The following is a 24,727-nucleotide window of genomic DNA, read 5'->3' as shown; positions in this document are numbered from 1 at the left end:
ATATCGCAAGCTCGTTGGGGAATCGGCCTCATGGCGCCTCCCTTCCAATCACGAATCACGAATCACCTCCTCCTCATGCAGCTCGCCGTCGCGCATCACCAGGATGCGGTCGGCATGCGCGGCGACTTCGGCGTCGTGGGTGATCAGGATGACGGTATGACCGTCGTCGCGCAGGCGCTTGAACAGCGCCAGGATCTCCTCACCGGTCTTGCTGTCGAGCGCACCGGTCGGTTCATCGGCCAGCAGGATCGGCGGCTGGTTGATCAGCGCGCGCGCGATGGCCACGCGCTGCTGCTGGCCACCGGACAGTTCATTGGGCCGGTGGCCGGCGCGCTCGGCCAGACCGACCGCGGCCAGTGCCTGGCGCGCGCGTTCGGCGCGCTCGCCCGGCGGCACCTGCGCGTAGCCCAGCGGCATCGCCACGTTGTCCAGTGCGGTCATGCGCGGCAACAGGTGGAAGCCCTGGAACACGAAGCCGATCTTCTCGCGGCGCAGGATCGCCAGCTGCTCGGCGTCCAGCGTGGCCACGTCGATGCCGTCGCACAGGTAGCTGCCGTCGGTCGGCGTGTCCAGGCAGCCGATCAGGTTCATCAGCGTGGACTTGCCCGAGCCGGACGGCCCCATGATGGCGACGAAATCGCCGCGGTCCACGCGCATGTCGACACCGCGCAGCGCGACCACTTCCGCCTCGGTGCCGGCGGAATAGACCTTGCCCAGCGCATGCGTCTGGATGACCGGCACGCGGTCGCCGGCGTTCGCGGACGGCGTGCTCATTCCTTCGCGCGCTCGCCCACGACCACCACGTCGCCTTCCTTCACCGCACCGGACACCTCGGTGCTGGTGCCGTCGCTGGCGCCCACGCGCACCTGCACCATGTCCGGCTTGCCGTTGACCAGCTTGTAGACCGGCGCGCGCTTGGCGCCGAGCAACGTGCGCAGTTCGCCATCCCAGCGCTGTCTCTGCTGCTCGTCCAGAGTGGCGCGGAACGGCGCAAAGTCCTGCTGCATGCGTTCGGCCATGCGTTGGCGGATCTGCGCCTGCATTGCGCCTCCGCCACTGCTGCTGTTGCCGCCGGAACGCGGGCCGCCGCCCGGCCCACCGAACATGCTCGCACCGCCTCGCTGCTGCGCCTGCGCCGCACGCGCGGCCTGGCGCTCACGCAACGCGGCCAGTGCCGCGTCGAATGCGGACTGCTGTTCCGGCTTCAGCTGCAGGGTGCCGGCGACGCGCACCAAGTCGTCGCTGACGCCGCTGCCGCGGTTCTGGCCACCCTGCGGCGCCTGTGCGGCGGCCGTGGCGTTGGCCTCCTCGCCGGTCGGCTTGTAGCGCAGCGCGGCGTTGGAAATCTTGAGAATGTCGTCCCGCTTGCTGACCTCGATCTCGGCATTGACTGTCAGTCCCGGCAGCAGCGTGCCGTCGCTGTTGTCCACACTGACCACCACCGGATAGGTCACCACGTTGCTGGTGGTGGTGGCGGACAGGCGCACCTGCTGCACCTCGCCGCGGAACTGGCGGTCGGCGAAGGCATCGACGGTGAACGAGACCGCCTGCCCGACCTTGACCTGGCCGATGTCGGCTTCGTCGACGGCCAGTTCGATCTTCATCTTCGACAGGTCTTCGGCGATGGTGAACAGCTCCGGCGCCTGCAGGCTGGCCGCCACGGTCTGGCCGGGTTCGATGCTGCGGGTCAGCACCACGCCGTCCACCGGCGAGCGGATGACGGTACGGTCGAGGTTGACGCGGGTGGTCTGGGTGGACGCGGTCTGCTGGCGGATCGACGCCTGCGCGGCGTTGACCTGCGCACGCGCCTGGTCGCGCGCCGCGCGGGCCAGGTCGACGTCGCTCTGCGCGACCAGCTTCTGCGTGCCGAGGTCGGCCTTGCGGGTGTAGTCCAGTTCGGCGTTCGCCAGCGTGGCCTGCGCCTGCTTCAGGCTGGCCTGTGCGTTCGCGATCTGCGCATTGCCCTGTTCGATCTGGGCTTCGTAGGTGCTCGGGTCGATGCGCGCCAGCACCTCACCCTTCTTCACCTCGCTATTGTAGTCCACCAGCACGTCGGTGACCTGGCCGGAGATCTGGCTGCCGACGGTCACGGTGGAGATCGCGCTGAGCGTGCCGGTGGCCGAGATGGCCACGCGGATGTCGCCGCGCTCCACGGTCGTGGTGCGATACGCGCTCTCGGCGCCGTCGGCCTTGCGCGAGGTCCAGTACCATGCGCCCGCACCGAGGATGGCGACGACGGCGACCCCGAGCAGGATCCTGGGCAGGGGAGATGTCTTGCGGGGGGCAATGCGTGCTGGCTGGCTCATGCAGTGAGTCGGCTCGGAAAGTGGGGAGTCGGGAACGGGAACGCGCCGGAGGCTGCCGCGTTGACAGCCCGGAGCACCGGTCAGTTCCCATTATGGATTACGGAACGAAGCGGATCGTCGCCGTGGTCCCGCGACCGAGCTCGCTGTCGAGCTCGATCTTCCAGCCGAAGCGGTCGCACAGCCGGCTGACGATCGACAGGCCCAGGCCACTGCCATGCGGGCGCGTGGGGTCGGCGCGGTAGAACGGCTCGAACACGCGCTGCATCGATTCGACGGACATGCCGATGCCGGTGTCCCGCACGACCACGCGGTCCGGCTCCAGCAGCACATCGATGCGGCCACGGTCGGTATAGGCGCAGGCGTTGCGCAACAGGTTGCTGACGACCACCTGGAACACGCGTGGCGGTGCATGCAGGCGCGGGCGCGCGTGCAGCGTGACTTCCAGGTCGACCGGCTTGTTGAGCAGCAGCGTGCGCGCGTTCTCGGCTTCGTCCATGACGATGTCGGCGACGTCGAAGTCCTCGCTCTGCGGCTCGACCTCGGCCTCGCGGGCCAGGATCAGGAAGGCATCGATCACCGCTTCCATGTCGCGGCCGGCGCGCTGGATGCGCTGCAATGCGCGCGCCACGCGCGGCGGCGAATCCTCGGCCATGCCCATGTCGGTGGCCACGCGGATGACCGTCAGTGGTGTGCGCAGTTCATGGCTGGCATCGCGGGTGAAGTCGCGCTCGCGCGCCACGTGCGCGCTCACACGCTGCGCCAGCCCGTGCAGCGCCGCGGCCAGTTGACGGGCTTCGCCCTGCACATCGTTCGGCAGGCGATCGGCGGCCAGCGCACTGACGTCGGGGCGGCGCGGATCCCACTCCGCGACCTGCCGCGCCAGCCAGCTGACCGGCGACACCAGCCGCTTCGACGCCCGGTAGGTCAGCCAGGACACTAGGTAGATCGCGACCAGGGTCATGATGATCGGCACGGTGCCGAAATAGAACGCCAGGCGTTCGGCCTGCGAGCGCAGGAACACCAGGTAGAGTCGGCCCTCGGACTGCTCGTCGACGAGCACCAGCAGGTCGTCGTTCTTCAGTTCGTGGAACCCGGGACGGAGGTCGCGCAGGTTCTCCGGCAGCACCAGGTTGGAATGCCCCTTGAGCACCAGATAGCCGCGCAGGTTGTACGTGTTCGGTGGCGGCTGCGCGGTGCTGGCGCTGTAGAGCTGCCAGAAGTGGGCGGCCTCCTCCTGCAGCGCCGTGTTCATCAGGCTGTGCTTGATGACGGCGGAGATCAGGTAGACGCCCAGCACGATGGCCAGGCTTACCATCACGGCCTGCAGGATGAAGGCGATCCTGAGTTTGCGGGGCAGGCCGTGGTGGCGCATCGGCGTATCGTCCGGCGGAGTGGCCATGATGCCGCGCGCCGACGCTCAGGTCAGCCGATATCGGCGATACGGTAGCCCGCGCTCTGCACGGTGTGCAGCAACGGCTTGTCGAAGGGTTTGTCGATCACCTTGCGCAGGTTGTAGAGATGGCTGCGCAGCGTGTCGGAATCCGGCAGGCCATTGCCCCAGATCTCGCGCTCGATCTCCTGCCGGGTCACCACGCGGGGCGACTCGCGCATCAGGATGGTCAGAAGGCGCAGGCCGATCGGCGACAGCATCAGCTCGGTACCGCCGCGGGTCGCGCGCATGCTGACGGGATCCAGCACCAGGTCGGCGACCTTGAGCACCTCGGCACCCACCTGGCGGCGTTCCCGGCGGATCAGGGCGCGCAGGCGTGCTTCCAGTTCCTGGATGGCGAACGGCTTGGTCAGGTAGTCGTCGGCGCCGGAACTGAGGCCGGTCAGCTTGTCGTCCAGCGTGTCGCGCGCGGTCAGCATCAGGACGGGCGTTGACTTGCGGGCCTCGTTCCTCAGGCGCTTGCACACTTCCATGCCGTCCAGCCGTGGCAGCATCAGGTCCAGGACCAGCACGTCGTAGCTGTTCTCCACCGCCAGGCGGTAGCCGTCGAGGCCGTCGGTGGCGTAGTCGACTTCGAATCCCCGCCCTTCGAGATACTCGCCGATCATCTCGGAAATATTGCGGTTGTCTTCCACGACCAGCACCAGACCCGCGGTTTCCTGACTGTGTCGCATACCGGCTCCTTGAGAGGCTTCAGGTTTGTGAAGCTACCGGTCGACCGGTAGACACCGCGTGAAGACGCCCTCTGCATTCAGCTGGCAGTTGGGATTACGCTTTGCGTCCTTTCCCCGACGGCCCCGCCATGATCGACCGCATCCTGCCCCTGTTCCTGTTGCTGGCGTCCAACATCTTCATGACGTTCGCCTGGTACGGGCACCTGAAGTACAAGGCCACCCCCCTGTTCGTCGCCATCCTGGCCAGCTGGGGCATCGCCTTTTTCGAGTACACCCTGATGGTGCCGGCCAACAGGATGGGCAGCGCGGTGTACTCGGTCGTGCAACTGAAGACGATCCAGGAAATCCTCACCCTGGTGGTCTTCGCCGGCTTCAGCACCTGGTACCTGGGCCAGCCGCTGAAATGGAACCACTACGCGGCGTTCGCCCTGATCGTGGGCGCGGCGTTCCTGATGTTCTACGAGTGAGGGGTCGCGAGGCCGCTCATGGGGCATATCCGGCTCGAGCCATCAGCCGCTCGGCATGTGTCTCCAGCCGCTGCCTGTCCCGCAGCATGTAAGACGGTCCCTGTACGATCGCAACGATGCGCGCCGCCTCGATGGGCGCCAGCGCATCAAGGGACTTGCCGTGCTCGCGTCGTGCAAGACGATCCAGGCCCTTGTCGACACCGTTGTAAGCCTGGGATGCGTAGAGCCCATACATTTCTTCATCGCTGAAATGCATGGGCAGCAGGATCTGCCAGAGCGCAGTTCTCGCATGCCAGTCCATGGCGGACCGAGAATGATAGAACTGGCGGACTGCCATGCTGGCCACCGACGGCGCCGGTGATCCCACGCTCGCGTCTATCAGACGGCGGATCAGGAGTGGCGGCGATGCATCCTGGCTATCAGCCTGCGCGAGGATCGCCTCCATGCCGGCCACATGCGGCCTGACCGCCACCAGGTCGTAGGCGAAAAGCCCGGTCAACGGTGCACCGATCAGCAGCGCGACCGCGCGGACGGCGTGCCGGACGACACGGCTCATGCGTCGCTCAGAACCGGATCTTCCCGGTGAGGATGTCCTTGAACATCACCCAGTCGCCGGCGAACGAATAGAACGGGTGCTTGAAGGTCGCGGGGCGGTTCTTCTCGAAGAAGAAGTGACCTACCCAGGCGAAGCCGTAGCCGCAGAACAGCGCGGCGAGCAGCCACCACGCGTTGCGTTCGACGATGGCCAGCACCAGCAGGGCGAGCACGCCGCAGCTGCCGATGAAGTGCAGGCGGCGCGAGGTGCGGTTGCTGTGCTCGTCGAGGTAGAACGGATAGAACTCGCGGAAGCTGGCGAAGCGGCTCATGTCCCCTCCCACAGGGTCAGGCGGCGCGTGGCGCGAACATGATCACCGCCATGCCGGCCAGGCACAAGCCGGCGCCCAGCAGGTCCCAGCGCGTCGGCTTCACCGCGTCCACCGCCCACAGCCAGCCGATCGCCATGGTGACGTAGACGCCGCCGTAGGCGGCGTACACGCGTCCGGACGCGGTGGGATGCAGCGTGAGCAGCCACGCGAACAGCGCCAGGCTGGCGGCCGCGGGCAGCAACAGCCACGCGCTGCCGTCCTTGCGCAACCAGAGGTACGGCAGATAGCAGCCGACGATTTCGGCCAACGCGGTGACGAGGAACAGCAGCAGGGTTTTCATGCCGACAGCGTAGGGCGGGCCCTGGCCCGCCGCCAGCCCAGGGATCCCGGCAACGCAACGCGTCCGGCGATGCGACCGCTGCCGTCTTCGCACGCGAATCACCGCGCCGGTTCGGTGCGATGTTGCAAGTCGCTGGGTTCCCGCCTTCGCGAGAATGACGGTCCAACGGTGGTCGGGCAGGACAACCGCCCCCCCCCCGTAGAGCGGAGCTTGCTCCGCTGCGTGTGCCCTCCCTGCCAGGAACGCCGCGACGGCGAGGCCGAGAAGGCTGACGCTACATGCCTTCGCCTTGCTTGACGCGTCCCCACAGCGCTTCCTGCTGCTCCAGCGACAGCGCAGACATCGTCGTGCCCTCGGCGGCGGCGATCGCTTCCATCGCACGGAAGCGGCGCTCGAACTTCAGGTTGGCGCGGCGCAGCGCGCCGCCCACGTCGACCTTGGCATGGCGCGCGAGGTTGGCGGCGACGAACAGCAGGTCGCCGATCTCGTCCTCGAGTCGCGCGTCGCGTTCGGGCGAAGGCGCCGCGGCGAGTTCGACGCGCACCTCGTCGATCTCCTCGCGCAGCTTGTCGATCACCGGCGCGGTGTCTGGCCAGTCGAAGCCGACCCGCGCCGCGCGCGACTGCAGCTTCACCGCACGCTGCCATTCGGGCAGGCCGCGCGAGACGCCGGCCAGCGCGGACGTGTCTTCTTCGCCCGCGGCCTTGCGCTCGGCGGCCTTGATCGCTTCCCAGTTCACCGTCTGCGCTTCCGCATCCGCGAACGAGGCAGCCTGTCCTGAGCCCGTAGAACGACCGAACACGTGCGGATGGCGCCGCACCATCTTGTCGCAGATCGCCTCGACGACATCGCCGAAGGCGAAGGCGCCCTGCTCCTGCGCCATCTGCGCATGGAAGACGACCTGCAGCAGCAGATCGCCCAGTTCGTCCTTCAGCGCGGGCAGGTCATGCCGGTCGATCGCATCGGCGACCTCGTAGGCCTCTTCCACCGTGTACGGCGCGATGGTCGAGAAATCCTGCTCCAGGTCCCACGGACAACCGCCGTCGGGGTCGCGCAGGCGGGCCATGATGGCCAGCAGCCGCGCGATGCCGCCGTCAGGCGATGCGGGCATGTCCATTCGCACCGTCCTCGGCATTCGCAAGCCACGTACGCCACGGCAACGTCATGTCGCCCAGCGCCACGAAATCGCCGTTGAGCAGCGTCTCGCGGCGGTTGTAGCGGAACGCGCGGCCGTCCGGCGCCAGCAGCGCGCCGCCAGCGGCTTCCAGCACGCACTGCGCGGCAGCGGTGTCCCACTCGCTGGTGGGACCGAAGCGCGGATAGACGTCCAGCGTGCCCTCGGCGATGCGGCAGAACTTCAACGACGAGCCGAGCGAGACCTCCTCGATGTCGCCCATGCCGTCGAGGAAGGCCTGCGTGCGCGCGTCGCGGTGCGAACGGCTGGCGGCAACCTTCAGCGTGCCGGTGGCCGGCGCACGCGTACGGATCTGCGCATCCACGTCGCCGACGCGGCGGTAGGCGTTGCGGCCCTGGCGCGCGTGCCAGGTCTCGCCGGTCACCGGCGCGTGGACCACGCCGAAGACGGATTCGTTCTGCTCGATCAGCGCGATGTTGACGGTGAATTCGCCGTTGCGCTTGATGAATTCGCGGGTACCGTCCAGCGGATCCACCAGCCAGTAGGTCGGCCACTGGCTGCGCTCGGACCACGGGATGTCGGCGGCTTCCTCGGACAGCACCGGCCACTGGGGGGTCAACCGGCGCAGGCCATCGATGATCACCTGGTGGGCGGCCATGTCGGCGGCGGTGAGCGGGCTGTCGTCGTTCTTGCGCTGCACGTCGAAGGCGCCCTCGTACACGGCCATGATGGCCTGGCCCGCTTCGCGGGCGATGACGATGACGGCTTCGTGCAGGTCGGCGGTCATCTTGGTCATGTCCGCGCGTTCAACCATTCGCGGGCGATGAACAGTGCCGCCAGCGAACGACCTTCCGAAAAATCCTCGCGCAGCATCAGCTGGTCGAGGTCTTGCAACTTCCAGGGCACTACTTCCAACTCCTCGGGTTCATCCCCCGGCAGACGCTCGGGGTACAGGTCTCTTGCCACCACCAGCCAGGACTGGTGGCTCATGTAGGTGGGCGCCAGGGTCAGGGCGCGCAGCACGTCGAGGCGGCGCGCGCCGAAGCCGGCTTCTTCCTTCAGTTCGCGGTCGGCGGCCTGCTCGGGCGTCTCGCCGGCGTCGATGCGGCCCTTCACCAGGCCCAGTTCGTAGCGGTGCATGCCGGCGGCGTACTCGCGCACCAGCAGTACCGTCTCGTCGTCCTGCATCGGCACCACGACCACCGCGCCATGCCCCTGCGAGCGCAGGCGGTGATACCGGCGGCGCTCGCCGTTGCTGAATTCCAGGTCCAGCTCCTCGACATGGCGGTCCGGCCCATCGGTGCGCTGGGTGATCCCGTGGATGGTCGGCAGGCGGCTCATGCGACGGCGCGGCGTCCGCGCGCACCACGCAGGGCGTGGCGACGGCAAGGGGCGGTGCCCGATATCATGAGGGGATGCGACAACGGGATCATCAGACGGGAATGCTAGCAGAGGCGGACGCGTGGCGTGCCCGTGATCTGTCGGTGCTGTGGCATCCCTGCACGCAGATGCGTGAGCACCCGCACACCTTGCCGCTCGTCCCGATCGCCCATGGAGAGGGTGCGTGGCTGGTCGGCCACGACGGCACGCGCTACCTGGATGCGGTGAGCAGCTGGTGGACCAACCTGTTCGGCCATGCCGAACCGCGCATCGGTGCCGCCATTGCCGCACAGGCGCAGTCGCTGGAGCAGGTGATGCTGGCCGGCTTCACCCACGCGCCGGCGGTGGAGCTGGCCGAACGGCTGCTGGCGGTGGCGCCGCACCAGATGGGCCGCGCACCGCTGGCCAAGGTGTTCTACGCCGACAACGGCTCGGCGGGCGTGGAAGTGGCGCTGAAGATGGCCTTCCACTGGTTCCACAACCGTGGCGAACACACGCGGACGAAGTTCATCGCGCTGGAGAACGGCTACCACGGCGAAACGCTGGGCGCCTTGGCGGTGGGCGACATCCCGCTGTACCGGCGGGTCTATGCGCCGCTGCTGACCGAGGCGCTGTTCGCGCCCTCGCCCGATGCCTACCTGGCGCAGCCCGGCGAGTCGCCGGCCGACTGTGCGCGGCGCGCCGCCGATGCATTGGCGACGCTGCTGGAGGACCATGCGGGTGAGGTCTGCGCCGTCATCGTCGAGCCGCGCGTGCAGTGCGCCGGCGGCATGCGCATGCACCACCCCGACTACCTGGCCCGCGTGCGCGAACTGTGCGACGCCAGCGGCGCGTTCCTGATCGCCGACGAGATCGCGGTGGGTTTCGGCCGCACCGGCACGCTATTCGCCAGCGAACAGAGCGGTGTGATGCCCGATCTGCTGTGCCTGTCGAAAGGCCTGACCGGCGGCTTCCTGCCGCTGGCGGCGGTGCTGGCCACGCAGGCGATCTACGATGGCTTCCTCGACGACTCGCGCGAGCGCGCCTTCCTGCATTCGCACAGCTACACCGGCAATCCGCTGGCCTGCGCGGCGGCGCTGGCGTCGCTGGACATCTTCCGCGCCGACGACGTGCTGGCGCGCAACCGGGCCACGGCACGGTCGATGGCGACGCTCGCCGAACCGCTGGCCGCGCATCGCCACGTGGCCGACGTGCGCCAGGCCGGCATGATGCTGGCCTTCGAACTGACGCAGGACGGCGACAAGGCCACGCCCTTCCCCGCCACGGCGCGCATCGGCCTGAAGGCCTACCGCGCGGCACTGGCGCGCGGCGTGGTGCTGCGTCCGCTGGGCGACGTGCTGTACTGGATGCCCCCCTACTGCGTGGACGACGACGCGCTGCAGTTGCTCGCCGACGTCACCCGCCACGCCATCGACGAGGCCACGTCATGCGCCTGACCCGCTGCCATGTCGACGCCCCCCTGAGCGTGGGCACGTCCCTTGCCCTTCCCGAAACCGCCGCCAACCACTTGGCCCGCGTGCTGCGGCTGCGCGAGGGCGACGGCTGCGTGCTGTTCAACGGCGACGGGCGCGACTTCGATGCGCGTATCACCGCGATCAGCAAGCGCGGCGTGGTGGCCGACATCGTCGGTGCGCGCGCGATCGACAACGAATCGCCGCTGCGCGTGATCCTGCTGCAGGGCATCGCCCGCGGCGAGAAGATGGACCTGATCCTGCAGAAGGCGACCGAACTCGGCGTCGCGGCGATCATTCCAGTGATGGCGGAGCGCACCGAGGTGAAGCTCGATGCCGAACGCACCGAGAAGCGCGTGGCGCACTGGCGCAGCGTGATCGCCTCTGCATGCGAGCAGAGCGGCCGTGCACGCCTGCCGAGCCTGTCGGCGCCGGCGTCGCTTGCCGATGCGGCGCGTGATGTCGGCACCGGCGCGACGAAACTCACGCTCGACCCGACCGGCGACGTAGCGCTGGCGACCGTCGAGATCGCATCAGGCGCGGTGGTGGTCGCGATCGGACCGGAAGGCGGCTGGTCGCCGCGCGATCGCGACACGCTGTCGGCGGCGGGCTTCACCGGACTCCGTCTCGGCCCACGCATTCTGCGCACCGAAACCGCCGGCCTGGCCGCCATCGCCGCCCTGCAATCGAGATTCGGCGACCTGTAGGGCGGGCTGTAGGGCGGGCTCAAGCCCGCCATCGCACGGCGTCGGATGTACCGACCACGTGCCGAAGCATCCCGGTGACAGACTGCGAAACGGTGGGCCAAGGCCCACCCTGCGGGACGTCAGGCCGCGTTGGCCAGCGCCTCGTCGATCATCGTCTCGACGAGTTCCAGATCGGGCAGTACCGCGGCTTCGTCGCCCAGCAGCACGCGGACCTTCACGCCCACCGGCAGGACCTCCTCGGTCGCGTCGGCGAGCAGGCCGTCGCGCGGCACCGATACCAGGCGCGGGAACGACGGCGTCAGCAGGGCGAAGTAAGGACGATCCTTGTCGCCGCTCAGCGCCTTCAGCACGACGATCTTGCTGTTCAGCGCCACCGGTTCGCCGGCATTGCCGGTCAGGCGGCCGAAGGCGACCAGCGGCACCGGCCAGCCGTGCCAGTCGATGCGCCCCGGCAGCCAGTCGGGCATGTCCGCGACCGGCTCGACCGGTGCGCGCGTCAGTACTTCGGCGACGGTGGCGTTGGGCAGCAGCAGGCGGTACTCGCCGGCCTGGATCAGGACGCCGCGGATTTCGTCGTTGGAATGGGCCATCGTATGTTCCTCAGAACCAGCGGTCGGTCAGGCGCTGCGCGATCTGCGCGGGCGATCCCAGGTCGGCGCCGAGCGCCGCGAGCGCCTTGGGCGCGGCGGGGTCGTAGCAGCCTTCCTGCGACTGGCCCATGACCAGCGCACCCTCGCTGCCCAGCGCGGCGGCGGCATCGACCAGCGCGGTGTCGCTGCCGCTCAGCAGCAGCACGGCGCTGTCGGTCGGCGGCAGTTGCGGGATCACCGTGTGGATCACCGCGCCGGGACGGAAGCCCACTGCGCCCGCGTCGACGAACGGCACCACGTCGCCCGGCAGCACGTAGACGTGTCCGGCATCGGCGTTCTTGCCGGCTTCGGCGAGCAGGACCGGCATGTGCGACACGCGCTCCATCTGCCGGACCAGGTTGTCGTAGCGGCCGCCATCCAGGCGCAGGTGCACCATCACCGGCTTGGGAAAGCCCGTGGGCAGGTCGGCCAGCAGCTTGCGCACGGCGTCGGGTCCACCGATGCCGGCGAACACCAGCACGGCGCCCTGGATGCGCGCGGACGCCAGACCACCGCCTTCCAGCGGCTCCAGCTCGAGTCGGGACAGGTCGAAGCCGGAGGCTGCGGGCGCTGCAGGGGGCAGGGGCGGCGGTACGGCCGATGGCGTTTCCGGCAGCGGCGGCGCGGACGGGGTTTCCGCCGGCGCGGAGGCCGACCGCAGCCAGGCATCCGCGTCGATCACCTGCTCGTCCGTTTCGCGCGCCTGGAAACTGCCGGTGTAGGCGAAATCGTCGCTGGGCAGCTCCAGCGCCATGCCGGCGACCGACGCCAGGTAATCGGACACGTTGTCGCCTTCGTGCAACTGCGCAGGCGTGACGGGCAAGCCAGGCTCGAGTTGCAGGCCGACGTCTTCCTCGCGGCCAGGCGGCAGCACGTCGCGGTGGCCGTGCAGCTTGGCGGCCAGGTGGCGCGCCCAGCGCTGGGCATCCCAGCCCTGGCGGCGCGCGGCCAATTCGGCTTCGTCGAAGATCACCGCGACCGCGGGATCGTGCAGCACGCTGTCGAAGCGCTCCAGGCTGTCCTCGATGGCCGGTTCCAGCGCCACCAGCACCACCTGCGGCGCGCTGTTGCCCAGTGCCTCGGCATCGAGTGCATTGGGGTCGTCTTCCAGCACGATCTCGGCACCGGCCTCGTGCAGCGCCACGCGCAGGCGCTCACGCGCCTCGCCCGGGCGCGCCAGCAGGGCGACGCGTTTGGCTTCACTCACGGACACGGGCGATTCCCAGCAGGTCGTACACGTTGCGCATCAGGTCGAGCTCCTGGTACGGCTTGCCCAGGTAGCGTTGCACGCCGATGTCGAAGGCGCGCTGGCGATGCTTGTCGCCGGTACGCGAGGTGATCATGACGATGGGCACGTCCTTGAAGCGTGGATCGGCCTTCATCGCGGTGGCCAGCTCGTACCCGTCCATGCGCGGCATTTCGATGTCGAGCAGCATCAGGTCGGGCACGCGCTCTTCCAGCTTCTCCAGCGCCTCGACGCCATCGCGCGCGGCGTTGACCTCGAAGTTGTGGCGCTCCAGCACGCGGCTGGTCACCTTGCGCATGGTCAGCGAGTCGTCGACCACCATCACCAGCGGCACGCGGCGCTGTTCCACCGCGGGCGCCTGCTGCGCGGGCTCCTGCGGCTGCGCCAGGTGGCGGCGCACCAGCGGTGCGGCGTCCAGGATCACCACCACGCTGCCGTCGCCGGTGATCGTGGCGCCGTAGATGCCGGGGATCGAGGCGATCTGCGGGCCGACCGGCTTGACCACGATCTCGCGGTTGCCGAGCACCTGGTCGACCGCCACGGCGGCACGCAGGTCGCCCGAACGGACGAGCAGCAACGGCACCTGCGGCTGGCCTTCGGCCTTGGCCGCGCCCTGGCCGACCAGATGGCCGAGGTTGTACAGCGGATAGTCTTCGCCGGCGTAGTGGTAGCTGCCCGCGCCGGCGCTGAAGCGGGCGTGGCTGATGCGGCCGATACCGCTGACCGCCGCCACCGGCACCGCGAACTGGGTTTCGCCGATCTGCACGAACACGGCCTGGCTGACCGCCAGCGTCTGCGGCAGGCGCAGGGTGAAGGTCGCCCCCTTGCCCGGCACCGAGCTGATTTCCAGCGAACCGCCCAGCTGGCGGACTTCGTTGTAGACCACGTCCATGCCCACGCCACGGCCGGCCAGCTGGCTGACCTTGTCGGCGGTGCTGAAGCCGGGCTCCAGGATCAGGCGGTCCAGCGCGGTGTCGGGGAGCACGGCGCCCGGCTGCAGCAGGCCGCGCTGTTCGGCGCGCTTGCGGATGGCGTCGCGGTTCAGGCCGGCGCCGTCGTCGGACACCTCCAGCACCATTTCCGAGCCTTCGCGGCGCAGCGCCACGTGCACGGTGCCCTCTTCCGGCTTGCCGGCCTTGCGGCGTTCCTTCGGCGTTTCCAGGCCGTGCGCGACCGAGTTGCGCAGCAGGTGTTCCAGCGGCGCGGTCATGCGGTCCAGCACGTTGCGGTCCATTTCGCCGTGCGTGCCGGAGAACTGCAGGCTGACCTGCTTGTGCGTTTCGGTCGCGGCCTGGCGCAGCACGCGGCGCAGGCGCGGCACGATGCCTTCGAACGGCAGCATGCGCGCACGCATCAGGCCGTCCTGCAGCTCCGAGCTGACGCGCGACTGCTGCTGCAGCAGGCTGTCGTACTGGCGCGCGAGGTCGTCCAGCACGCCCTGCAGGCCGCTGATGTCGGCGGCCGATTCGGCCAGCGCGCGGCTCAGCTGCTGCAGCGTGGAGAAGCGGTCCAGTTCCAGCGGATCGAAGGTCGGATCCTGCTTGTCGTGCTCGCGCTGGTAGCGGGCGACGATCTGCGCCTCCGTTTCCAGATCGAGGCGGCGCAGCTGGTCGTGCATGCGGATGTTGGTGCGGTCGAGTTCCGCCATCGCGCCGCGGAACGCGCCCAGCTGCTGCTCCAGGCGCGCGCGGTAGATCGCGACTTCGCCGGCGTTGTTGACCAGGCGGTCCAGCAGATCGGCGCGGACGCGGACCTGCTCCTGTTGCCCGACCGGGAAGAACTCTTCCTCGACCGGTGCGGCGGCGTCGGTATCGATCGGTGCCGACAGCGGCGCCAGTTCGACCGGTGCGGCCGGCGTTTCCGCCGACACCGGCGCATCCGGCAGTTCGATGCCGCGGGCGCGGGCCGTGAACTCCGCGATCATGCCGTCCGGGATGGAGACGGCGCGCCGCGCGGTGACACGGGCGAGCTGGGCGTGCAGGGTGTCGAAACCGCGTTCCAGCAACTGGATGCCACGGCGGTCCAGCTCGGTGCGCTGGCCCGCGATCGATTCCAGCATCGACTCGATCGCGTGGCCCAGGTCGCCGACGGCGTGGATACCCGCCATGCGGGCGCCGCCCTTCAGCGTGTGCAGATCGCGCTGCAGGCCGGTGAGCAGCGTGCGGTCTTCCGGCGTCTCGCGCAGCTTGGCGATGAGGTCGTCGGAGTGGTCCAGCAGGTCGTTGCCTTCCTCGATGAAGATCTCGACCAGGTCCAGGTCGAGCCCGGTCAGGTCGAGCGCGTCTTCCGGCTCCGGCATGTCGGCGGGTGCAGTCACGGCAGACTCCTCGACTTCGACGGAGGCAACGGCTTCGACTTCGATGTCCTGCGATGCGGGTGCTTCCGCATCGGGTGCGTCTTCGACGTCCGCGACATCCACGACGTCCTGGATCTCGACGGTTTCGTCAACGGCCGGTGCCGGCGCGGTTTCCTCGACGAGGGCATCCTCGATGGAAAGCGCGGCGTCGGCGTCATCCGTGGACGCGGTATCGATGGCGGACGCGTCGTCTTGCTGGGCAACGGACAGCGCTTCCACCGCCACTGCGTCGTCTTCCACCGCGACCGTCGCGGCATCAGGACCTTCGTCGGCATCGCCTGCGACGGTGATCCCTTCGACCGCGTCGGTGACGTCTGCCGTCCAGGCGGCAGTCTCCGCGTCGGCGGTCGTCGCGGTGTCGGAAAGTTCGGTGGGAACGGCTTCGTCCTGCGCAGCGACGCCATCGTCCGCGACGGACAGATCCGCTTCTGCCACTACGTCGCCATCGCCAGCCTCGGCCGGCGATGCGTCGTCCGCCTCGACGAGGAAGGCGGGCAGGTCGCCATCGACCACCAGGGCATCGTCTTCGACGCTGGGGACCGCTTCGTCGGATGCCTGCTCGATGACGTCCTCGCCGGAGACAACTACGGGCTCTTCGATCGGCGTCGACGCATCCCCGGCCACATCGGCCTGGCCGGCATCTGCTTCGGCTTCGGCAACGACGATCTCCTCCACCTCGGCGAACGCTTCGTCCTCGTGGGCGTCGCTGCCCGCCTGGACCGCAGGCTCGGCATCCGGCGCGTGCGTGCGCGGCAGGATGCGGTAGTCGATGTCGTAGAAGGTGACGCTCTGGTCCACCGGCGCCGGTGTTTCCGGAACCGTGGATGCGTCGATCGACGACACGGCTTCGGTGGCGTCGCTGGCGATCTCGTCGGTCGACGGGGTCGCGACGTCGCCGACGGTGGCGCCCTCGACGGAACGGGTGGCGTCGAATCCGCCAGCCCCGCTGGCCGCTTCGGCATCGAGATACGCCGACAGGTCCATCGCCAGCAGCTCGACATCCGAGGGGCCGACCGGCGGCGCGATCGGCGTCTGGCCGACGTAGGTGCCCTGCCGGGTGTCGTCCACGATCTGCGCACCCTGGCGCAGGTCGGGGAGGCGGTCGGCGAGTGCGCGCAGCTGGCCCGCCAGTGCGGCGAACGCCGGGATGCGCGGCGACGGTGCCTGCAGCGCCGCGACGCTGCGACGGATCGCCTGCGCGGTGTCCGCGAAGGCAGCCACGCCCTCCGGCGTCGGCGTTTCGCCGGCCGCCAGCAGGCGCTTGGTGTACTGCTCAGCCGCCGAGGTGACGTGGATGATTTCCGGCACGTCGGCCATCGCCAGCGCACCGTTCATCGTGTGGATCGCGCGCAGCAGTTCCTCGCTGACCGGCACAGGCTCGACCTGCGCCTTCTGCAGCCAGTGATCGACGGTGTCGAGGTGGTTGTCGACTTCCGCCTCGAGGATCTCGCGCAGCACGGCATCGACCGAGGCCGGCGTGCCTTCGGCTTCCGGCTCGAACACGGCCGGCGCCTCGTCGACGAAGGAAACGGGCGCCACGGCGGCCGGCTCCACGACATCCAGTTCGACGTCCTCTTCCAGCACGGTCGGCTCGGCGCTGTAGTACGCGTCCTCGCCCGCGGCGAGGCGGTCGGCCACGTCCTGCAGGCCGGCCAGGTCGGCGGTGACGCTGCCCTGGCCGCGCAGCGCGGCGTTGAGCTGCGGCAGCGTGTCGCAGGCCTGCTCCAGCAGCACTTCGACGGCATGGCTCGGTGCGCGCGTGCGGTCGAGCACGCGGTTGAGCATGTTCTCGACTTTCCAGCTGAACTCGCCGAGGGTCTTGGCGCCGACCAGGCGGCCACTGCCCTTCAGCGTGTGGAACACGCGGCGGATCGGCCGCAGGCGTTCCAGGTCTTCGGTATTGCTGCGCCAGGCCGGCAGCAGCTGCCGCAGGTTGACGATCTCTTCGTCGAACTCCTCGAGGAAGACCTCGCGGATGTCGTCGTCGATGTCGGTGCTGTCGCCATCGAAGCCGCCGACGACGGCGGACGGCACGGCGGCCGCGGCGGCGGCGATCTCGTGCCGCAGGTCGGGCAGCGCATCGGATTCGACCACCGGCGCGGACACGTCCGCGGCGGAGGTTTCGACCGGCACGTCGAGCGCGGCGCTGTCGTCGGCATCGGCTGGCGCATCGGCCACGGCGATGTCACCCGCATCGACCGGCAGGTCGAACGCAGGCGTCTGCTCCTCGGCCGGCGACGGCGATGGTGCGCTGTCTTCCTCGAAGCCGACCGGATCGAACGGGTTCGCGCCGGCGTTGGACGGCGGCATGGCATCGAGGGGCTCAAGCGAGAGCGCACCGAACGATGCCGGCGCGGGTTCGACGACGGGCTCGACGTGCGCCACGGAGGGCGCATCGGCGACCGGTGCCGCCGTGGCGGCCGGCGCTTCGACAGCGGGCGTCTCTACGGGCGCGACGGCGTCCGCCGGCAGCGGCCAGTAGCGCAGGGCTTCCAGGCTGCCGCGGGTGATCTCGAGGATGTCCTCGCGGTTGGGGCGCCGCTCGCGCAGCGCTTCCAGGTAGTACTCCAGGCTGGCCATCGCATCGGCCAGCGTGTCCAGCTGCTGGCCACCGGGCACGCGCTTCTTGCCGATCAGCTCACCGCTGACGTAGCGCTTCACGCCGACCACGTAGTCGCCGGCCTGGCCGAGTTCGAGCATGCGCAGCGCGCCCGCCACTTCGTCCAGCAGGCGCGGGACGTCCGCCAGTTCGGCGTGGTCCCAGTTGGTTTCGATGAAGGCGACGAAGCGCTCGCGCGCGCCGGCGAAGTTGATGATGGCTTCCTGCGCGAGGATCTCGACCGTGCGCTGCGATTCGGCGGCGCTCGGGTCCTGCACGGCATCGCCGCTGCCCAGACGCGCGACCTGGTCGTCCAGCGACGCATCGACGTACAGCAGCGCACCGGCGACATCGAGCAGCGTGCCCTCGTCGGCCGGACGCGACCCGGAGGCCACCTCGCGCAGCGTGTCGCGCTGCTGCAGCACCACGTCCCGTGCCACGCCCAGGCCCATCATGCCGAGCGTATCGGCGACGTTGCCCAGTTCGGTGACCTGCGAGTCGAGTTCGTTCGCGTCGCTGCCCGTGCGCAGGTGCAGATCCAGCGCGTCCTTCACCCGCAGCAGTTCTTCCTTCACCGCATTGCCGACGGTGTCGAGCAGCTCGCGGTTGCGGCCGCTGAGGCTGCTGCGCGCGTGGTCGATCTCGGCTTCGCTGGGTGCCGCCTCATCGCGGGCGCCGGCCGGGAACAGCATGCTCTCGTTGAGGCCCGGCGCGCCACGCGAGGCGCGTATCTCGTTGAGCAGCGGCAGCAGCACGATCGGAATGTCGCGGTGGCCTTCCTGCAGGCGCTCCAGGTAATCCGGCAGCAGCACCGCACCGCGCATCAGCGTGGCGCAGGCTTCGTCGCGGTCGCCCACGCCGCCGTCCTGCAGCGCCTTGGCGAGCAGTTCGAGTTCTTCGGCCACCATCGCCGGCGCATACAGTTCCACCATGCGCAGGGTGCCCTGCACCTGGTGCAGGTAGCCGGCGCAGAAGCGCATGCGGCTGGTGTCCGACGGCGTTTCGACGAACGCTTCGATCTCCTGGCGGACCAGGCGCAAGGTTTCGTCCAGCTCGGGTTTCACCCAGCCGAGCACGGCGTGGCTCATGGCTTCGCGGAGCGCACTCATCGGCGTGCTCCCGCGGCGACGGCGGAACCGTCAGCCTCGCGCTGCTGGCAGGCGGGAAGGCGTAGGAAGTTCATGCAGTGCGTCCCGTCCTCAGCCCGGCAGCTTGAAGTCGGCGACCGAACGGCGCAGGTCCGCGGCCAACTGCGCCAAGTGTCCGATGGATTCGGCGGTCTGCCCGGCGCCCAGCGAGGTCTGCGAGGTGATCTGGCGGATCACGCCCATCGTCTGGGTGATGTCGAGGGCGGCCGACGACTGCTGCTGCGCGGCGCTGGAGATGCCCTTGATGAGGTTGTTCAGGTCGTTCGACACGCGCTCGATCTCGCCCAGCGCGGTACCCGCGTCCTCGGCCAGTCGCGCACCGGACACCACTTCGGCGGTGGTCTGCTCCATCGAGCTGACCGCTTCGTTGGTATCGGCCTGGATGGTCTGCACCAGCGATTCGATGCGGCGCGTCGCGCCCGAGGTGCGTTCGGCGAGGCGCTGCACTTCGTCGGCCACGACCGCGAAACCGCGGCCCGCCTCACCGGCCGAGGCCGCCTGCACGGCCGCGTTGAGCGCCAGGATGTTGGTCTGTTCGGAAATGTCGTTGATCAGTTCCACGACCGAGCCGATTTCCTGCGAGGACTCGCCCAGTCGCTTGATGCGCTTGGAGGTTTCCTGGATCTGGTCGCGGATCTGGTCCATGCCGCGGATCGTCTCGCGCACCACGCCGGCACCCTCGGTCGCGATCTGCACCGAGCGTTGCGCCACTTCGGCGGACTCGGTGGAGTTCTTCGACACCTGGTCGATGCTGGTCGCGATCTCGCTGATGCGGTCGGACGCGGTGGTGATCTGGTCGGCCTGGTGGCCGGCGGCTTCCGCCAGTTGCAGCGCGGTGGCCTGGGTTTCCTGGGTCGAGGCCGCCACCTGCACCGAGGTGTCGTTGATCGTCGTCACCAGGTTGCGCAGTTCGTCCACGGCGTAGTTGATGGCGTCCGCGATGGCGCCGGTCATGTCCTCGGTCACCGACGCCTTCACCGTCAGGTCGCCTTCACCCAGCGAACTGATTTCGTCCAGCAGCCGCATGATCGCCTGCTGGTTGCGGCTGTTGTATTCCACCTGCGTCTGGTAGCGCATTTCCTGCTCGCGCTGGCGGGTGCGGTACAGCGACCACAACAGGCCGATGATGGACACCAGCGCCGCGATACCCGAGGCGATGCCGAGCCAGAAGTTCGGGAACAGGCGCGTGTCGCGCACCGAGCCGAAGGCCGAGAACGCCTGGAACAGGTTGGTGCTGTCCTGGAGCATCTGGCCGGAGCCGTTGGTCAGCGCGGCCGCCGCCGACTGCGCGGCGAACAGGTTGCGCGAGCTGGCCAGGATCGCGTCCAGGTCCTTCTTCATCGCCGTCCACAGGGTCTGCGAGTTCTGCAGCGCCGACAGCGCCGCGGCGTTGCGGACCGGCGCGATGCCCAGGTCCGGATTGCCGTCGCGCAGGCCGTCCAGCACCTGGCCGAACAGCACGGCGTCGCGGCCCAGCGCGTCGCCGGCGGTCGCGGCGCCCGCGCCACCGGCGCGGATTTCGGTCACGCGGCGGGCCATGGTGCCGGCCAGCACGACCTGCTGCAGCGCGCTGTAGATCTGCGACGACGGTGCGCCGCCGGCGGACATGGCACGCACGACTTCGTTGAGCTGCGCCTGCAGCTGCGGCACCTGCGTGGCGAAACGGTCGGCGTTGCCGGCGAGCGCCAGCACCGCGGCCTCGGACGTGACGATCTGGTCGGCGTTCTTGCCCAGCGGCGCCCAGGTGGCGCTCAGCTTGGCCAGCGGGCCGGAGATGGCGCCTTCGTTGCCGAAGCGCGCCTGCAGGTCGGACACGGTGGATTCGACCGACTGCTTGGTTTCCTTGAACGCCTTGAACGCCTCGGCGTTGCCGGCGACCGCCTCCCTGCCCTGGTTGGCCAGCTGCTGCGACAGCACGCGCATGTCCGAAGCGCCGGTGCTGGCGCCGGACAGGCGACTGCCCTGGTAGGTAGCCACGCCGGTGTTGGCACCGAAGACCAGCACCGACAACGCCAGCAGCAGCAGCCAGAAATTGTTGCCGAAACTGCCGACCTTGCCGGCGCTAGGAGAATCCGTCGCAGTGCTCATCGTTCAACCCCTGATTGTTCTTGTCGTCCGCGCTCAGAGCGCGGTCTGGCGGAATTCGGGCGTGCGCGCCAGCAAACCCAGCGCGAAGACGCCCCACCGCTGATCGTCGCTGGCGAAAGCACGATCGATGAAATGCCCGTAGCGGCCGTCCGCCAGTTCCCCCGGCTCGACCTGCTGCGATTCGTGGAAGCTGCGCTGGCCGTACAACTCGTCGATGGTCAGCGCGACGTCGCCGCCGGCCTGGCGCATGACCAGCACGCGCTGGCCCTCGTGCAGCACGGTGCGCTCGCCTTCGAGGAACTGCTTCAGGTCCACGACCGGAAACAGGTTGCCGCGCAGGTTGCCGATCCCCAGCAGCCAAGGCTGCGCGCCCGGCACCGGTGTGACCGGCGGCATCTGCACGATTTCCACCACTTCCCCGAAGTTGGAAATCAGCCTGCGCTTGCCGACGCGGTAGCCGACGCCGCGGTACTGGTCCTGCGCGATCTCGCGCGCCGGCTGCACCACGGCGTGCGCCAGGCTGCGGCGCTCGTATTCGGCCAGCGTATCGAACGGTGTGCGGATCATCGCCCGCCCCCTGTGCCTTCAGTGCGAATGATCGTCATGGCGCCAGCCCCTCAGGTGCTGACGTGGGCGCGGATGGCGTCGAGGAGCTCCTCGCGCGTGAACGGCTTGGTCAAATACTGCTCCGAGCCGACGATGCGCCCGCGCGCCTTGTCGAACAGGCTGTCCTTGGACGACAGCATGATGACCGGCGTGGACTTGAACACCTGGTTGTTCTTGATCAGCGCACAGGTCTGGTAACCGTCCAGGCGCGGCATCATGATGTCCACGAAGATGATCTGCGGCTGCTGGTCGGCGATCTTGGCCAAGGCCTCGAACCCGTCCGTCGCGGTCACGACTTCGCAACCCTCGCGCTTGAGCAGGGTTTCTGCGGTGCGGCGGATGGTTTTCGAGTCATCGATCACCATGACCCGTAGGCCGTGGAGTCCACCGGCCTGGCCTTCGTTCTGCGTCATTACCTGATTTCCCCATGCGCGCGTGGCTTCATTGACGAACCGGCCACGCTGCGTTGCTGCCTATATCCCCCATCCCGGCGCGCACTGTCAAGCCACGCCTTTCCGGTCCGCGTCGCTGAACGGCATCATGCGATCCACGTCTCAATTTTCCGCCGCCGCGCGAACGCGGTGTTCCGCCGGCGTCCGGGGCGGCGCCGACGCCCGCCCTGATACCATGCGGCGTCTCCCGCAGAACCGCTCCCCATGCCGCTGGACGTCATCGTCGTCATGGACCCGATCGGGTCCATCAAGATCGCCAAGGACACCACCTTCGCCATGCTGCTGGAAGCCCAGCGGCGCGGTCACCGCCTCCATTACGTCATCCCCGGCCGGCTGTCGCTGCGCGAGGGCGTGGCCCAGGCCCAGGTCGCGGCGTTGACGGTGAAGGACGACAAGGCCGGCTGGTCGACCCTCGGCGACACGCGCACGCTGACCTTCGGCCCTGGCCAGGTCGTACTGATGCGCAAGGACCCGCCGGTCGACGAGCAGTACCTCTACGACACCCACGTGCTGGGCATCGCGCAGCAGGCCGGCGCGCTGATCGTCAACGACCCGCAGGGCCTGCGCGATTTCAACGAGAAGCTGGCGGCGCTGCTCTTCCCGCAGTGCTGCCCGCCGACCCTGGTGAGCCGCGACCCGGCCGCGCTGAAGGCCTTCGTGGCCGAGCACGGCGAGGCGGTGCTGAAACCGCTGGACGGCATGGGCGGCCGCTCGATCTTCCGCGTGAAGGCCGGCGACCCCAACACCAACGTCATCCTGGAAACCTTGATCGGCGATGGCAGCCTGACCCTGGCCCAGCGCTTCATCCCCGGCATCAAGGACGGCGACAAGCGCGTGCTGCTGGTCGACGGCGAGCCGGTGGACTACGCGCTGGCGCGCATCCCGCAGGGTGACGAGTTCCGCGGCAACCTGGCCGCCGGCGGCCGCGGCGAAGGCCGTCCGCTGAGCGAGCGCGACCGCTGGATCGCGGCGCAGGTCGGGCCGGAGATGAAGCGGCGCGGCATGCTGTTCGTCGGCCTGGACGTGATCGGCGACTACCTGACCGAGGTCAACGTGACCAGCCCCACCTGCGTGCGCGAGCTGGACGGCCAGTACGGACTGAACATCGCCGGCCAGCTGTTCGACGCCATCGAGAAGAAGCTGGCGGCCTGAGATGTCCGCCGTACCGGCAAGCCCGCCGAAGATCGGCGCGAACGAACGCCTCGGCGCCACCCTGGCGCTGTCGCTGATCGTGCACGGCCTGCTGGTGCTCGGCGTGGGCTTCGCCCTGGATGACGCCGCGCCGGTGATGCCGACGCTGGACGTGATCCTCAGCCAGACCAGCACGCCGCTGACACCGAAGGAAGCCGACTTCCTCGCTGCGGCCAGCCAGCAGGGCGGCGGCGAGAGCGAGCAGGCCAAGCGTCCGCGCGACAGCCAGGCCGGCTGGATTCCGCAACCCGACACCGGCCTGGCGCCGCAACCGCTGCGTGCGCAGACCACCGCACCGGTGCCGCCGCCGGAAAGCCGCGTGGTGACCACGCGCGACAGCGACACCCGCGCGCCGGCCGCGGAAGCGCGCCCGCAGCCGGACCGGCCCGAGCTGCCGCAGGGCGAACAGAAGGTGCAGCGCGATGCCGAGATGGCGCGACTGGCAGCGGAGTACCACCTGCGCTCGGAGCTGTACGCCAAGCGGCCGAAGCGCAAGTTCGTCTCGGCCAGCACCAAGGAATACGTCTACGCGAATTACCTGCGCGCCTGGGTGGACCGCGCCGAGCGCGTCGGCAACCTCAACTATCCCGACGAAGCGCGCCGCCGGCGCCTGGCCGGCACGCTGGTGATCAGCGTGGCCGTGCGCCGCGACGGCAGCGTCGAGCAGACGCGCATCATCCAGTCCAGCGGCATCCCGCTGCTGGACTCCACCGCGCAGCGCATCGTGCAGTTGTCCTCGCCGTTCCCACCGCTGCCGGAGACGGCCGAGAACGTCGACATCCTGCACGTCACCCGCACCTGGCGCTTCCTGCCGGGCGGTGAAGTGCGCGACGAGTAGCGCGCGACGCGGTCAGGCGCGCGAGGCGCGCAGGGCTTTCTGTTCTGCCAAGGTCAGCGCGACGTTGTTGCGCAGGTAGGCCGGTTCGACAAGTTCCGGCGCGACCACCTCGCCCCGGCGGAAAGCGTCCGCCGCCAGCCGCGCGAGATCCGCCGCGTGCGGCAACGCCTGCGCATCGACGCGGGCGAAACGGGCCTGCAGGCGCGTGGCGAGCGCACCGTCGCCAGCCGCAAAACCGGTGCCTACGCCGATCCAGCCACCATCGTCGCCGGCCAGCGCGTAGTCGGCCGGTGCGATCACGGCTTCCCCCGACGTCGCCTCGAGGCGGTCGCCGCGATGCACGAAGGTGCCGGTGTAGATCTCGCCCATGCGCGCATCGATGGCGGCCAGGATGGGATGCGGAATACCGACATCGCAGCCGCCCTCGCCTGCGGTCACCGGCGGTGGCGGCACCTGCGCGGCCAGCACGGCGAGCGTGGACACCGGCACCAGCGGGCGGTCCAGCGCCAGCGCGATGCCCTGCGCGAGCGCGATGGCCAGGCGCACGCCGGTGAAAGCACCCGGACCACGGCTCAGCGCGATGGCGTCGAGCTGGCTGCGCGCGAGGCCCGCATCGGCCAGCAACTGCTCCGCCCACGGCAGCGCGAGTTCGGCATGCCGCCGCGGCGCGATCTCGAAGCGCTCGCGCACCTCGCCATCGACATGGACGGCGACGGAACAGGCTTCGGTGGCGGTTTCGAAGGCGAGCAGCTTCATGGGCAGCGGGAAAGTCGTGAGGCGCCTAGCTTAAACGTTGGG

Annotated in this window: 21 protein-coding genes and 2 pseudogenes; 5 read left to right on the top strand and 18 right to left on the bottom strand. The window is 69.2% G+C overall.

The window, feature by feature from the left end:
• Nucleotides 1–48: 48 nt before the first annotated feature.
• The 4 genes from CSC78_RS10200 to CSC78_RS10185 all read right to left on the bottom strand — a co-directional run bounded on the left by CSC78_RS10200 (nucleotide 49) and on the right by CSC78_RS10185 (nucleotide 4,430).
• Nucleotides 49–774: an ABC transporter ATP-binding protein gene (locus CSC78_RS10200; RefSeq protein ID WP_162337797.1), complete on the bottom strand. Its 726-nt coding sequence runs from the start codon at nucleotides 772–774 to the stop codon at nucleotides 49–51.
• Complete coding sequence (locus tag CSC78_RS10195; RefSeq protein ID WP_238391235.1) at nucleotides 771–2,306, bottom strand: efflux RND transporter periplasmic adaptor subunit; 1,536 nt, start codon at nucleotides 2,304–2,306, stop codon at nucleotides 771–773. Before CSC78_RS10195 ends, CSC78_RS10200 begins: the two co-directional genes overlap by 4 nt.
• 97 nt (nucleotides 2,307–2,403) lie before the next feature.
• Nucleotides 2,404–3,705 carry a sensor histidine kinase gene (locus tag CSC78_RS10190; protein WP_238391234.1) on the bottom strand — a complete coding sequence of 434 codons (1,302 nt, stop codon included), beginning with the start codon at nucleotides 3,703–3,705 and terminating at the stop codon, nucleotides 2,404–2,406.
• A 23-nt stretch (nucleotides 3,706–3,728) separates the two neighbouring features.
• Nucleotides 3,729–4,430, bottom strand: a complete 702-nt coding sequence (locus CSC78_RS10185) for a response regulator transcription factor (RefSeq protein WP_056879702.1) — start codon at nucleotides 4,428–4,430, stop codon at nucleotides 3,729–3,731.
• A 128-nt stretch (nucleotides 4,431–4,558) separates the two neighbouring features.
• On the opposite strand from CSC78_RS10185, the gene CSC78_RS10180 reads away from it, so the two are divergent.
• Nucleotides 4,559–4,897 (top strand): DMT family protein, encoded by a 339-nt coding sequence (locus tag CSC78_RS10180; protein ID WP_162337796.1) that lies wholly within the window; start codon nucleotides 4,559–4,561, stop codon nucleotides 4,895–4,897.
• A 16-nt stretch (nucleotides 4,898–4,913) separates the two neighbouring features.
• Here CSC78_RS10180 and CSC78_RS10175 read toward each other — a convergent pair whose 3' ends face one another.
• The 6 genes from CSC78_RS10175 to nudE form a co-directional block, all read right to left on the bottom strand.
• Nucleotides 4,914–5,453, bottom strand: a complete 540-nt coding sequence (locus tag CSC78_RS10175) for a hypothetical protein (protein ID WP_162337795.1) — start codon at nucleotides 5,451–5,453, stop codon at nucleotides 4,914–4,916.
• Between the two features lie 7 nt (nucleotides 5,454–5,460).
• The gene (locus CSC78_RS10170; RefSeq protein WP_162337794.1) at nucleotides 5,461–5,763 is read right to left on the bottom strand and encodes a DUF962 domain-containing protein; all 303 of its coding nucleotides are present in this window, start codon (nucleotides 5,761–5,763) and stop codon (nucleotides 5,461–5,463) included.
• 16 nt (nucleotides 5,764–5,779) lie between these two features.
• Nucleotides 5,780–6,103, bottom strand: coding sequence for a YnfA family protein (locus tag CSC78_RS10165; protein WP_162337793.1), 324 nt, complete (start codon nucleotides 6,101–6,103; stop codon nucleotides 5,780–5,782).
• 274 nt (nucleotides 6,104–6,377) lie between these two features.
• Nucleotides 6,378–7,220, bottom strand: a complete 843-nt coding sequence (gene mazG, locus CSC78_RS10160) for a nucleoside triphosphate pyrophosphohydrolase (protein WP_379608694.1) — start codon at nucleotides 7,218–7,220, stop codon at nucleotides 6,378–6,380.
• The gene (gene cysQ, locus CSC78_RS10155; RefSeq protein WP_162337792.1) at nucleotides 7,198–8,034 is read right to left on the bottom strand and encodes a 3'(2'),5'-bisphosphate nucleotidase CysQ; all 837 of its coding nucleotides are present in this window, start codon (nucleotides 8,032–8,034) and stop codon (nucleotides 7,198–7,200) included. Before cysQ ends, mazG begins: the two co-directional genes overlap by 23 nt.
• Nucleotides 8,031–8,579, bottom strand: coding sequence for an ADP compounds hydrolase NudE (gene nudE / locus CSC78_RS10150; RefSeq protein ID WP_162337791.1), 549 nt, complete (start codon nucleotides 8,577–8,579; stop codon nucleotides 8,031–8,033). Before nudE ends, cysQ begins: the two co-directional genes overlap by 4 nt.
• Before the next feature lie 101 nt (nucleotides 8,580–8,680).
• On the opposite strand from nudE, the gene bioA reads away from it, so the two are divergent.
• Nucleotides 8,681–10,054 carry an adenosylmethionine--8-amino-7-oxononanoate transaminase gene (gene bioA / locus CSC78_RS10145; protein WP_407072269.1) on the top strand — a complete coding sequence of 458 codons (1,374 nt, stop codon included), beginning with the start codon at nucleotides 8,681–8,683 and terminating at the stop codon, nucleotides 10,052–10,054.
• Nucleotides 10,045–10,776, top strand: coding sequence for a 16S rRNA (uracil(1498)-N(3))-methyltransferase (locus CSC78_RS10140; protein WP_162337789.1), 732 nt, complete (start codon nucleotides 10,045–10,047; stop codon nucleotides 10,774–10,776). The genes bioA and CSC78_RS10140 overlap by 10 nt, the downstream gene beginning before the upstream one ends.
• A 119-nt stretch (nucleotides 10,777–10,895) precedes the next feature.
• On the opposite strand, the gene CSC78_RS10135 is transcribed toward CSC78_RS10140, so the two are convergent.
• The 7 genes and pseudogenes from CSC78_RS10135 to CSC78_RS10110 form a co-directional block, all read right to left on the bottom strand.
• On the bottom strand, nucleotides 10,896–11,366 hold the full coding sequence (locus CSC78_RS10135) for a chemotaxis protein CheW (protein WP_162337788.1): 471 nt from the start codon (nucleotides 11,364–11,366) through the stop codon (nucleotides 10,896–10,898).
• Nucleotides 11,367–11,376: 10 nt separating this feature from the next.
• Complete coding sequence (locus tag CSC78_RS10130) at nucleotides 11,377–12,618, bottom strand: chemotaxis protein CheB (protein WP_162337787.1); 1,242 nt, start codon at nucleotides 12,616–12,618, stop codon at nucleotides 11,377–11,379.
• Nucleotides 12,605–18,274, bottom strand: a pseudogene (locus CSC78_RS10125) (Hpt domain-containing protein); the annotation flags it as partial. The pseudogene CSC78_RS10125 and the gene CSC78_RS10130, both read right to left, overlap by 14 nt.
• Before the next feature lie 168 nt (nucleotides 18,275–18,442).
• A pseudogene (locus tag CSC78_RS19325) lies at nucleotides 18,443–18,694 on the bottom strand (Hpt domain-containing protein); the annotation flags it as partial.
• Between the two features lie 111 nt (nucleotides 18,695–18,805).
• Nucleotides 18,806–20,842 carry a methyl-accepting chemotaxis protein gene (locus tag CSC78_RS10120; RefSeq protein WP_162337785.1) on the bottom strand — a complete coding sequence of 679 codons (2,037 nt, stop codon included), beginning with the start codon at nucleotides 20,840–20,842 and terminating at the stop codon, nucleotides 18,806–18,808.
• A 33-nt stretch (nucleotides 20,843–20,875) separates the two neighbouring features.
• Nucleotides 20,876–21,406: a chemotaxis protein CheW gene (locus CSC78_RS10115; RefSeq protein WP_162337811.1), complete on the bottom strand. Its 531-nt coding sequence runs from the start codon at nucleotides 21,404–21,406 to the stop codon at nucleotides 20,876–20,878.
• 53 nt (nucleotides 21,407–21,459) lie between these two features.
• Entirely contained in the window at nucleotides 21,460–21,861 is a 402-nt protein-coding gene (locus CSC78_RS10110; RefSeq protein WP_055940451.1) for a response regulator, read from the bottom strand.
• Between the two features lie 243 nt (nucleotides 21,862–22,104).
• Between CSC78_RS10110 and gshB the strand changes: the two genes are divergently transcribed.
• A complete protein-coding gene (gshB, locus tag CSC78_RS10105; protein ID WP_162337784.1) occupies nucleotides 22,105–23,052 on the top strand; it encodes a glutathione synthase in 948 nt (315 codons plus the stop codon).
• A 1-nt stretch (nucleotide 23,053) separates the two neighbouring features.
• Entirely contained in the window at nucleotides 23,054–23,929 is an 876-nt protein-coding gene (locus CSC78_RS10100) for an energy transducer TonB (protein ID WP_162337783.1), read from the top strand.
• 12 nt (nucleotides 23,930–23,941) lie between these two features.
• Here the strand turns inward: CSC78_RS10100 and tsaB are convergent, their stop codons facing one another.
• Nucleotides 23,942–24,685, bottom strand: a complete 744-nt coding sequence (gene tsaB, locus CSC78_RS10095; protein ID WP_162337782.1) for a tRNA (adenosine(37)-N6)-threonylcarbamoyltransferase complex dimerization subunit type 1 TsaB — start codon at nucleotides 24,683–24,685, stop codon at nucleotides 23,942–23,944.
• Nucleotides 24,686–24,727: the final 42 nt, after the last annotated feature.

Origin of the sequence: Pseudoxanthomonas japonensis, from assembly GCF_010093445.1 — a bacterium.
In the GTDB taxonomy this organism is placed as follows: domain Bacteria; phylum Pseudomonadota; class Gammaproteobacteria; order Xanthomonadales; family Xanthomonadaceae; genus Pseudoxanthomonas_A; species Pseudoxanthomonas_A japonensis.
The sequence above is the reverse complement of the archived record's forward strand: the minus strand, read 5'-3'. Positions and strand labels throughout refer to the sequence as shown.

What these genes read in the sequence shown, in the direction of transcription:
- nudE (WP_162337791.1), bottom strand. Translation starts at nt 8,579, where the DNA reads ATGAGCCGCCTGCCGACCATCCACGGGATCACCCAGCGCACCGATGGG.
- tsaB (WP_162337782.1), bottom strand. Translation starts at nt 24,685, where the DNA reads ATGAAGCTGCTCGCCTTCGAAACCGCCACCGAAGCCTGTTCCGTCGCC.
- CSC78_RS10165 (WP_162337793.1), bottom strand. Translation starts at nt 6,103, where the DNA reads ATGAAAACCCTGCTGCTGTTCCTCGTCACCGCGTTGGCCGAAATCGTC.
- CSC78_RS10120 (WP_162337785.1), bottom strand. Translation starts at nt 20,842, where the DNA reads ATGAGCACTGCGACGGATTCTCCTAGCGCCGGCAAGGTCGGCAGTTTC.
- CSC78_RS10175 (WP_162337795.1), bottom strand. Translation starts at nt 5,453, where the DNA reads ATGAGCCGTGTCGTCCGGCACGCCGTCCGCGCGGTCGCGCTGCTGATC.
- CSC78_RS10170 (WP_162337794.1), bottom strand. Translation starts at nt 5,763, where the DNA reads ATGAGCCGCTTCGCCAGCTTCCGCGAGTTCTATCCGTTCTACCTCGAC.
- CSC78_RS10190 (WP_238391234.1), bottom strand. Translation starts at nt 3,705, where the DNA reads ATGGCCACTCCGCCGGACGATACGCCGATGCGCCACCACGGCCTGCCC.
- gshB (WP_162337784.1), top strand. Translation starts at nt 22,105, where the DNA reads ATGCCGCTGGACGTCATCGTCGTCATGGACCCGATCGGGTCCATCAAG.
- CSC78_RS10200 (WP_162337797.1), bottom strand. Translation starts at nt 774, where the DNA reads ATGAGCACGCCGTCCGCGAACGCCGGCGACCGCGTGCCGGTCATCCAG.
- CSC78_RS10110 (WP_055940451.1), bottom strand. Translation starts at nt 21,861, where the DNA reads ATGACGCAGAACGAAGGCCAGGCCGGTGGACTCCACGGCCTACGGGTC.
- bioA (WP_407072269.1), top strand. Translation starts at nt 8,681, where the DNA reads ATGCTAGCAGAGGCGGACGCGTGGCGTGCCCGTGATCTGTCGGTGCTG.
- cysQ (WP_162337792.1), bottom strand. Translation starts at nt 8,034, where the DNA reads ATGACCAAGATGACCGCCGACCTGCACGAAGCCGTCATCGTCATCGCC.
- mazG (WP_379608694.1), bottom strand. Translation starts at nt 7,220, where the DNA reads ATGGACATGCCCGCATCGCCTGACGGCGGCATCGCGCGGCTGCTGGCC.
- CSC78_RS10180 (WP_162337796.1), top strand. Translation starts at nt 4,559, where the DNA reads ATGATCGACCGCATCCTGCCCCTGTTCCTGTTGCTGGCGTCCAACATC.
- CSC78_RS10100 (WP_162337783.1), top strand. Translation starts at nt 23,054, where the DNA reads ATGTCCGCCGTACCGGCAAGCCCGCCGAAGATCGGCGCGAACGAACGC.
- CSC78_RS10140 (WP_162337789.1), top strand. Translation starts at nt 10,045, where the DNA reads ATGCGCCTGACCCGCTGCCATGTCGACGCCCCCCTGAGCGTGGGCACG.
- CSC78_RS10135 (WP_162337788.1), bottom strand. Translation starts at nt 11,366, where the DNA reads ATGGCCCATTCCAACGACGAAATCCGCGGCGTCCTGATCCAGGCCGGC.
- CSC78_RS10185 (WP_056879702.1), bottom strand. Translation starts at nt 4,430, where the DNA reads ATGCGACACAGTCAGGAAACCGCGGGTCTGGTGCTGGTCGTGGAAGAC.
- CSC78_RS10195 (WP_238391235.1), bottom strand. Translation starts at nt 2,306, where the DNA reads ATGAGCCAGCCAGCACGCATTGCCCCCCGCAAGACATCTCCCCTGCCC.